The sequence below is a fragment of the Campylobacter sp. W0066.1 genome, from assembly GCF_024723635.1.
In the GTDB taxonomy this organism is placed as follows: domain Bacteria; phylum Campylobacterota; class Campylobacteria; order Campylobacterales; family Campylobacteraceae; genus Campylobacter_D; species Campylobacter_D lari_C.
Map to the genome: position 1 here is coordinate 1 of NZ_JANQCW010000028.1, position 6,862 is coordinate 6,862.

Here is a 6,862-nt window from a genome sequence, read left to right on the forward strand (position 1 = left end):
TATTTAATTTATAGTAAAATATCAAAAATATTTTCACATAAGGATAAAATGTTATGTTTAGATTTTTACTTTTTTGGAAAAGGAAAGAAAATTTAAAAATTACAGCTGAAAAAAAAGGTAGTAAAATAACTCTACTTAGAGCTGATAAAGATAGTAAAATTATTGCCGATAACGCAACTATAATTATAAATAATTCTAGAAAAGATCTTGAAAATTTAGAAATTGCAGATATTAGAGATAATTCTAAAATAAGCATAAATAATGCTAAAATCAATATTAATAATACTGATACTAATAAGACAAGTTTTTTAAAAAAAATTATAGGAATAGTATGTAAATTTATAGGAATATATAAAAACGAGTAGCTAAACACTACTCATTTTTCACTCCTATTTAGTCAAATAAGCCACTAGCTTTTGCTTTTTCTTCAGCTTGCTTCATAAGCTCGCCATAATCCAAAGGCTCTTTCCCCATTGATTTACCTATATCTGCTTTAAAAGCATTTTCACATTCTATATATTCTTTTGAAGTTTTATCTTTTAGTATAGAGTCTCTATTATCTTTACAATATTTTAAAGTATCTTTTAATTCTTTTTCATTTTTAACATCTTTAAAATATTCCATAGACTTAGGCTCTGATGAACAAGCACCTAAAAAAACAATAAGACTAAGAGAAGCTAACCCTAAAACTACTTTTTTCATTTCATATCCTTGATATATTTTTTAAATATGTTCGTTATATTTTAATGATATTGAAATTTTATCTAAAAAATATTAATTAGATATAAAAATAAATAAAAAATTTAATTTTTGATTTGAGGTTATTTTATTTAATTATAGCTATTTTAGTTTAAAAAATTTCTTTTATGAATATTTTATTGTTTTGGATTTTATTATTATAAAAGTTCAAAAGTAATAATATTACTTTTGATTTACATTATTGGCAATCTAGGTAAAAACTTACAGCAAATTATTGATGCTATTAGGAAAATAGGCGCAAATGTAAAGGTTGCTTAAAAGTAAATACTATTATATATTAGTAATTTTTATTATGTAATAGTTATTTTAGTGACTGACAATATACATTAATTATATATTTTATAATTCTCTTATTATGTATGTAAAATCTTTCTTTTTTTTCATTAAGTTATCAATACCGCTAGTTAAAATAATTTGAATTTTCTTATCTACAATTATATATCTATCGTGCAAACAATTATATTTTCTGTTAATTACACAATCTTTATTCTCTACAATATTCCATTCTTTATGTATATTTTCCAAATTAGTACGTAAAATTTTCGGAAATTTCATTCCATTTTCAATAGGATAGAAAATGTTTAATTTTTTTCTCGGAAAGCATTCTTTAGCAAATTCTATAAATCGCTTCTGATTGTTATTTATAAATTTATCATAAACAAACAAATGATTTGCATTTAAAAATAAGGCTTTTAAATGTTCTTTAGCTCTTTTTCTATCTTCATTTTTTATAAAACTAGCTGTCAAATTATTTTCTATTTTATCTTCAAAAATATTTACATAAGGAAAATTATATTGTTTCTCAGATAAAATAATTTTATATATAGTATTCTTAGAAAGACATTCTAAATCATCGCTATATTCTAAACTAGTCTTTTGTCCGAGAATAGATTTTAAAGTTTCACTATCATAATATCTTCTCATATATTCTTTTCGTAATAAAACATATTGTTTATAATAATATAAAATTCTTTCAATAATTTTGATATTACACTCTTTTTTGTTTTTAAAATTACACAATTCTTCTGCTAAACTATCTTCTAATACCATTGTAAATTTCATTACATCATTTCCAAAAGATGATCTAAATCGCTATCAAAAAATCCCTCAGGGAAATCAATAATATCGCCATTACTATTAATATATTTGCCTTGTTTATTAATCCCAATAGATTGGAAATTGTTATTTATATTTTTTCTATAATAAATTTGAACATCTTGTTGTGATATTTCTTCTTTAAAAACATTCCATCGAATTCCATTAAGTATATGTTCAGAATGGGTTTCTATTATTAATTGAATTCCAGCTTTTATTAAAAAAACAAAAAAATCAGTTAATTTTGAAATCGCTTTTGGATGCAAATGAACTTCAGGATTTTCTATAATTAAGATATTGCCTTTTTCTAAAGATAATCCTAAAATTAATATTTTAGTAAGATAGCTAACACCTGAACCTAAATTAAATGGAGAAAATTCCATACCTAAATCATAATTTTTATACAATATTTTTACACCACTGCTATCAATTTTTTGAGTTATTGGCTCAAGCTTTAATTCCAAAATTTTATTTATCCAAAATCTGATTTGCATTGATAGTGAATCTGATTCTTGATCGCATATAAGTCTATCATTTTTTAAAGCATTATTTTTATTTTCTTCATAAAATCCAAATAAATATTCTCCATTATTCCCACTTCTTAAAGTATAATGTTTTTTCCCAAAATTTTCTTGTCCAATTCTATTTGAACAAAGATGAAATAATTTTTCTTCAAAAACAAAAAAATTATTATTTGATTTTACCCATTGATTATCTTCAAAAACCAAAGAAAATATTTCTCCATTATTTACATTAGAAGTAATTTTAATCTGATTTTCATTTGATTCTAAACATAAAAGATCTTTCCCTTCTCCAAAATTACGCAAATAATCCTCTAAATATATATCTTTATTAGCATAATAAGAACAAAATAAAAGTGCTTGGATAATACTTGATTTACCAGAAGAATTGGTCCCAGCTAAAATTGTCAATGGTTTAAATTCAAAATTGTAATCACTAATACTTTTAAAGTTTTTTATTTTAAGATTTGTAATCATTCCAGTCCTTTAAAAATTTATCTACCTTATTAAATCTATAATCTACACTAGCTACACTATCAATCCCACTAACAAATTTACCTGATTTATCAAATTCTAATTTTAAATTATCTATAGCTTCTTTTGGAGGTTTTTTACCTTGTTGCATACATAGAGTAAATAAATAACTTAAACTTTCAAATAAAGCCATATTTATTGGTCTTTTATTTATTCCATTAAGATTATTAAATCTAAAAATATCTTGTCCATAATTATCATATGTAAAATTCATTGTATTTTTAAACATAAATTTTAGTTCACTAATTAAATATATATCCATGGTATTATTTAAAAACAACATAATTTCAGACAAAAAATCATCAATATTTCCTTTATATTCAATATTATTGGTTATTTTAGAATAATAAATATAAAATCCAATAAATCTTAAAATTATATATCTATCTTTCATATGATTTGATTTGATAGAATGAGCAGTTGCTTTTTTAAAGCACTCTTCTTTACTTAGTTCATTAATAAGCTCAGTGGAATTTCCTTGATAAAGAGCATTTCTCATTTCTTGATTATTTAATCTAGTCCCACCTCGATTAACTCTATCAAAAATATTGAATTTTACTTGCTCAGGAGTTGGTGGTTGAATTGTATAGGTATCAACCTGATAATCTTCAATCTTTCTTTGCTGGACAACATTTAAATCAGAAAATTTTTTGCCAACAATATCTGTAATAATTTTTACTTGTTTTAAATCAAATTCATCATTCATAAAATCAATAAATGTTGTAATTCTTTGTCTACCATCTACTACTTGAATTTTAGTATCTTTAGACTCAAAAAAATAAAATACAGGGATAGGAATACCCATAAGCACTGATTCTATAAGCTCTGATTTTTGTTTATAATTCCAAACATCTTCTCTTTGAAATTCCGGATTTATTTGAATATCACCTCTTTCTTGCCTTCTTTTTATCTCAAAAAGACTCATACGCCCTTTTTCTATTCTTATCTTTTCAAGAGGATAAATTTGTTTATAATTTTCATCATTATTAATATCTAAAGAATTTTCACCTTCTAATTCTTCTAATTCTTTCATTTAAAACTTCTTATATAATTTTTTATATATTCTAACATAAATAATTAAATTAAAACTTCTTTTTTGGAACAGTGAGAAATTAAGTATCACTAAATATTATTATTGAAAGAGTCTAGATGGACATTTTGTATGTGTTTGAAAATTGCATTTCACAAGGAAATACCTATAAAAAAACTTTAACTAATATAAAAGAAGCCGGAAGACTTTATTTAGAAAACATTAATTTAAAGAAAAATTATTAATTTTTATTTTGGATTTTGTTATTATAAAAGTTCAAAAGTAATAATATTACTTTTGATTTACATTATTGGCAAATGAGCGTTAGCGAAATTTGCGGTTTTTTGAATTTAAGAACAGATAAAGAAGAAAAAGACTTATAAAAAATTCTCTCAAACGCCTATAAAATAGCTATTTATTAAGGTTTTTAATTTTCCCACCCGTGGGACAAATTTTCCCACCCGTGGGACAAAAACTGCTCGTGGTGGGAAAAAACTAAAAAAGTAATTTTTCCCAAAATAATCAATAAAATTCATTGTATGGGATACAATTTGTTTTTTTATTTGGGAATTTATCATTTTTTGGGAAAATAATGCTATAATGTTTTTTAATTTTTGGGAAAAGGTAATATATGGCAAAGATAGTTAATTTAGAAAACAAAGAAACTAAAAAATTATATAGTAATGTTCAAGAGAAAGTTGATGCTGTAACAGGAGAAGTTACCACAGTAATAAGTTCTTTTTTACAAAGAGAAAAAACCAAAGATGATTTTATTAAATTATTTGTAGAAAACATTAGCTTTCTTACTGATAATCTTTCAAATCCTGCTTTAAGAGTTGTGTTGATGATGATTAAAAATTTAAATTATCAAAATGTTTTTCAATATAATAGTGAGTTCGTTCATTATTTTGAAAGTAGGAAGATTTTAGGAAAATCAAGTGTTTATCGTGCGATAAAAGAACTTGAAGATAAGCAAGTTATTTTTAAAGTAACAGAAGAGCAGAGAAAAGAATATGATATTATTGGTTCAAATTCATATATTATGAATCCACAAATCATAGGTAAGGGTTCTTTTAAAGATCTAAAAAAATTAAGACAAACTGTCGTTAAAACTTTTGATTTTGACAATTTAGAATTTAAGCAAGAAGTGTCAGTTGAAAGTGAATATGAAGGTCTTGAGCAAATTAAGAGAAATCCAGATCATTATGTTATTGAAGAAGTTAAGCAAATAGCTTCAGATAAGAATGTTGTAGAAAATCAAGTGATTATTTCTAAAAAAGATGATGAGCAAATAAATTATCCTTCATTAAAACAAGAGAAGATAATTGATGTTAATAGTAACATTCCTAGCTTAACTTCAAATGATAATGAAGAACCTACATTATTCAATGGAAGCAAAAATGAGCAAAAGGCAATGGCTTTTATTAATGAATTTGCAGGTATGTTTAATGGAGCTTTTCATCCAAGTAAAACAGCCAAAGAAATGAAAAAAGAATTTTTAGAAAATGACTTAAAAAAGGGTAATATATGAAAAAAGTATTTCTTGATACAAATATTTTTATTGATTTTTTTGATGAAGCAAGAGTAAATAATGAACAAGCTAAACAATTAATATATTTTTTAATATCTAATGAAATAAAAATAGTGTTTTCAGAAGATATGATTTCAACTATCGCTTATTTAATAGATAAAGATAAATTACCAGCCCTTATGTCTTTTTTTAAAAACACAATAACAAATCCATATTTTGATATAGTTTCATTTGGATCAAGCGTTATTAATATGGCTTGTGATTTTTACTTGCAAAATAAAGGTGATTTTGAAGACTATTTGCAGTATTTTTGTGCAGAAAAAGAAAATTGCACAGCAATTTATACTATGGATAAAAATTTTCCAAATTTAAAAATACCTATAAAAAGATATGGCGATACAAACATATAATAATATTTCATCTATCTCATGTTAAGATATTAAAAATATTTAAAAATTAGAGGAAAATATGAAATTGCTCAATAAAGTAGATTTTAATGAATTACTATCACAAATAAGATTATCTTCTTATGACAATGATGTTGTAAAACACTATGATAATCTTAAACTTATAGGAAAGATCACACCAAAAATTGCAACATTGGAAATTATTCTTAGAAATAAACTTGATAGTAAATTATCAGAGCAAGATAATGATTGGATAAAAAACTCTAATGATGAAAATATTAAAAAAGCTAAGATTGAAATTGAAAATAGAGAAAAAAATAAGATTTTATCCCATCATCAATATCTTTCTTGTATGAGTTTGGGAACTATTATCTATCTCATTAAAGAGAATAAATTACAAAATTCTATAATGGATTTAAAAGGTATTAATTTTAGAAACTACGGAGAGAATAATAGAAATTTCTTTTTTGAAAAAGGAAAGAAATTACGCTTTAGAAACACACATAAAGTAGATGTAGTTCTTAGTTTATTACAAAATCTAAGAAATAGAAGTTATCATTGGGAAAATATATTAAAAACAACAGAAAACAATGGAAAATATTATCCAAGATTAACGACAAAAATAGAAAACACTCATATAGGATTAAATCCACAAAAAATAGATTTATTTTTAAGTGATTTAATTAAAACATTCAATGAAGAAATTTTGGAATATTGTTAAAAGTAGGGATGGGCTACTAGGAAGCCCTTTGAATTTCATCAAAATTATAGTCAATCTAACATTAAATTAAAATAAATAGGGGAATATCTTGCCAAAAAAAAGAATGTTTTTGTTTATTCCATATCAAGATATTCGCGAAGCTAAAAAACTTGGTGCAATGTGGGACAACAAACAAAAACAATGGTTTGCACCAAAATCATTAGATATTAATATATTTAAAAAATGGTTAGATAAAACCGCATTAAATAATAAAAGTAATTCCTA

Annotated in this window: 10 protein-coding genes; 6 read left to right on the forward strand and 4 right to left on the reverse strand. The window is 23.6% G+C overall.

All coding sequences use genetic code 11. The annotated features are described in order from the left end of the window. The first annotated feature begins 53 nt into the window (after positions 1–53). Positions 54–365, forward strand: coding sequence for a hypothetical protein (locus CAMP18497_RS07945; protein ID WP_044599611.1), 312 nt, complete (start codon positions 54–56; stop codon positions 363–365). Between the two features lie 28 nt (positions 366–393). Here the strand turns inward: CAMP18497_RS07945 and CAMP18497_RS07950 are convergent, their stop codons facing one another. The 4 genes from CAMP18497_RS07950 to CAMP18497_RS07965 form a co-directional block, all read right to left on the reverse strand. Continuing rightward, positions 394–702: an EexN family lipoprotein gene (locus CAMP18497_RS07950; protein ID WP_337213676.1), complete on the reverse strand. Its 309-nt coding sequence runs from the start codon at positions 700–702 to the stop codon at positions 394–396. 396 nt (positions 703–1,098) lie between these two features. Next, a complete protein-coding gene (locus CAMP18497_RS07955) occupies positions 1,099–1,809 on the reverse strand; it encodes a hypothetical protein (RefSeq protein WP_337213679.1) in 711 nt (236 codons plus the stop codon). An 11-nt stretch (positions 1,810–1,820) separates the two neighbouring features. Next, positions 1,821–2,852: an AAA family ATPase gene (locus CAMP18497_RS07960; RefSeq protein WP_257933400.1), complete on the reverse strand. Its 1,032-nt coding sequence runs from the start codon at positions 2,850–2,852 to the stop codon at positions 1,821–1,823. Next, a complete protein-coding gene (locus tag CAMP18497_RS07965; protein ID WP_337213685.1) occupies positions 2,836–3,942 on the reverse strand; it encodes a DUF262 domain-containing protein in 1,107 nt (368 codons plus the stop codon). Before CAMP18497_RS07965 ends, CAMP18497_RS07960 begins: the two co-directional genes overlap by 17 nt. Positions 3,943–4,058: 116 nt before the next feature. On the opposite strand from CAMP18497_RS07965, the gene CAMP18497_RS07970 reads away from it, so the two are divergent. The 5 genes from CAMP18497_RS07970 to CAMP18497_RS07990 form a co-directional block, all read left to right on the forward strand. After that, on the forward strand, positions 4,059–4,184 hold the full coding sequence (locus CAMP18497_RS07970; protein WP_232088192.1) for a type II toxin-antitoxin system HicB family antitoxin: 126 nt from the start codon (positions 4,059–4,061) through the stop codon (positions 4,182–4,184). Positions 4,185–4,570: 386 nt separating this feature from the next. After that, complete coding sequence (locus tag CAMP18497_RS07975; RefSeq protein WP_173777055.1) at positions 4,571–5,470, forward strand: replication/maintenance protein RepL; 900 nt, start codon at positions 4,571–4,573, stop codon at positions 5,468–5,470. Further along, the gene (locus CAMP18497_RS07980) at positions 5,467–5,880 is read left to right on the forward strand and encodes a type II toxin-antitoxin system VapC family toxin (RefSeq protein WP_012662285.1); all 414 of its coding nucleotides are present in this window, start codon (positions 5,467–5,469) and stop codon (positions 5,878–5,880) included. The genes CAMP18497_RS07975 and CAMP18497_RS07980 overlap by 4 nt, the downstream gene beginning before the upstream one ends. Before the next feature lie 58 nt (positions 5,881–5,938). Beyond that, a complete protein-coding gene (locus tag CAMP18497_RS07985) occupies positions 5,939–6,598 on the forward strand; it encodes a hypothetical protein (protein WP_236633137.1) in 660 nt (219 codons plus the stop codon). Between the two features lie 103 nt (positions 6,599–6,701). Continuing rightward, positions 6,702–6,862 (forward strand): DUF5710 domain-containing protein (locus CAMP18497_RS07990; RefSeq protein WP_263673530.1); only part of this gene is annotated, 161 nt, incomplete at its 3' end.

Bases quoted from the DNA above. Each gene is read 5' to 3' on its own strand.
- CAMP18497_RS07945 (WP_044599611.1), top strand. From the start codon at position 54: ATGTTTAGATTTTTACTTTTTTGGAAAAGGAAAGAAAATTTAAAAATT.
- CAMP18497_RS07950 (WP_337213676.1), bottom strand. From the start codon at position 702: ATGAAAAAAGTAGTTTTAGGGTTAGCTTCTCTTAGTCTTATTGTTTTT.
- CAMP18497_RS07955 (WP_337213679.1), bottom strand. From the start codon at position 1,809: ATGGTATTAGAAGATAGTTTAGCAGAAGAATTGTGTAATTTTAAAAAC.
- CAMP18497_RS07960 (WP_257933400.1), bottom strand. From the start codon at position 2,852: ATGATTACAAATCTTAAAATAAAAAACTTTAAAAGTATTAGTGATTAC.
- CAMP18497_RS07965 (WP_337213685.1), bottom strand. From the start codon at position 3,942: ATGAAAGAATTAGAAGAATTAGAAGGTGAAAATTCTTTAGATATTAAT.
- CAMP18497_RS07970 (WP_232088192.1), top strand. From the start codon at position 4,059: ATGGACATTTTGTATGTGTTTGAAAATTGCATTTCACAAGGAAATACC.
- CAMP18497_RS07975 (WP_173777055.1), top strand. From the start codon at position 4,571: ATGGCAAAGATAGTTAATTTAGAAAACAAAGAAACTAAAAAATTATAT.
- CAMP18497_RS07980 (WP_012662285.1), top strand. From the start codon at position 5,467: ATGAAAAAAGTATTTCTTGATACAAATATTTTTATTGATTTTTTTGAT.
- CAMP18497_RS07985 (WP_236633137.1), top strand. From the start codon at position 5,939: ATGAAATTGCTCAATAAAGTAGATTTTAATGAATTACTATCACAAATA.